The organism is Shinella sp. G-2 (assembly GCF_050172695.1).
Taxonomy (GTDB): Bacteria; Pseudomonadota; Alphaproteobacteria; order Rhizobiales; family Rhizobiaceae; genus Shinella.
On sequence record NZ_JBBEYH010000071.1, the window covers coordinates 1 to 930 of the forward strand.

The following is a 930-nucleotide window of genomic DNA, read 5'->3' on the forward strand; positions in this document are numbered from 1 at the left end:
CTCGAAGGTCATCGTCGCCATCAACAAGGACGAGGAAGCGCCGATCTTCCAGGTCGCAGACTACGGCCTCGTCGGCGATCTCTTCGAGATCCTGCCGGAGCTCGAAAAGGCATTCTAGGTCTCAAAAGAAATAAGGGGTCAATCATGGACGTACGCGCCGCCGTAGCCGTTCAGGCCGGAAAGCCGCTTGAAATCATGACCGTGCAGCTCGAAGGCCCGCGCGCCGGCGAGGTGCTGGTCGAAGTCAAGGCGACCGGCATCTGCCACACGGACGACTTCACGCTGTCGGGCGCGGACCCGGAAGGCCTCTTCCCGGCCATCCTCGGCCATGAGGGCGCGGGCGTGGTCGTCGATGTCGGCCCCGGCGTCACCTCCGTCAAGAAGGGCGACCATGTCATCCCGCTCTACACGCCCGAATGCCGTGAGTGTTATTCGTGCCTGTCGCGCAAGACCAACCTGTGCACCGCCATCCGCGCCACGCAGGGCCAGGGCCTGATGCCCGACGGCACCTCCCGCTTCTCCATCGGCAAGGACAAGATCCACCACTATATGGGCTGCTCGACCTTCGCCAACTACACGGTCCTGCCCGAGATCGCGCTCGCCAAGGTCAATCCCGACGCCCCCTTCGACAAGATCTGCTACATCGGCTGCGGCGTGACGACCGGCATCGGCGCCGTCATCAACACGGCCAAGGTCGAGATCGGCTCGACGGCCATCGTCTTCGGCCTCGGCGGCATCGGTCTCAACGTGCTGCAGGGCCTGCGCCTTGCCGGTGCGGACATGATCATCGGCGTCGACATCAATCCTGACCGCAAGGCCTGGGGCGAGAAGTTCGGCATGACCCACTTCGTCAATCCGAAGGAGGTCGGCGACGACATCGTGCCCTATCTCGTCAACATGACGAAGCGGAACGGCGACCTGATCGGCGGG

At 63.8% G+C, this 930-nt stretch carries 1 protein-coding gene and 1 pseudogene; both read left to right on the plus strand.

What is annotated here, in order from left to right; all coding sequences use genetic code 11:
- A pseudogene (locus V8U06_RS29150) lies at positions 1 to 118 on the plus strand (electron transfer flavoprotein subunit alpha/FixB family protein); the annotation flags it as partial.
- A 26-nt stretch (positions 119 to 144) separates the two neighbouring features.
- Positions 145 to 930 (plus strand): alcohol dehydrogenase catalytic domain-containing protein (locus V8U06_RS29155; protein ID WP_427143642.1); only part of this gene is annotated, 786 nt, incomplete at its 3' end.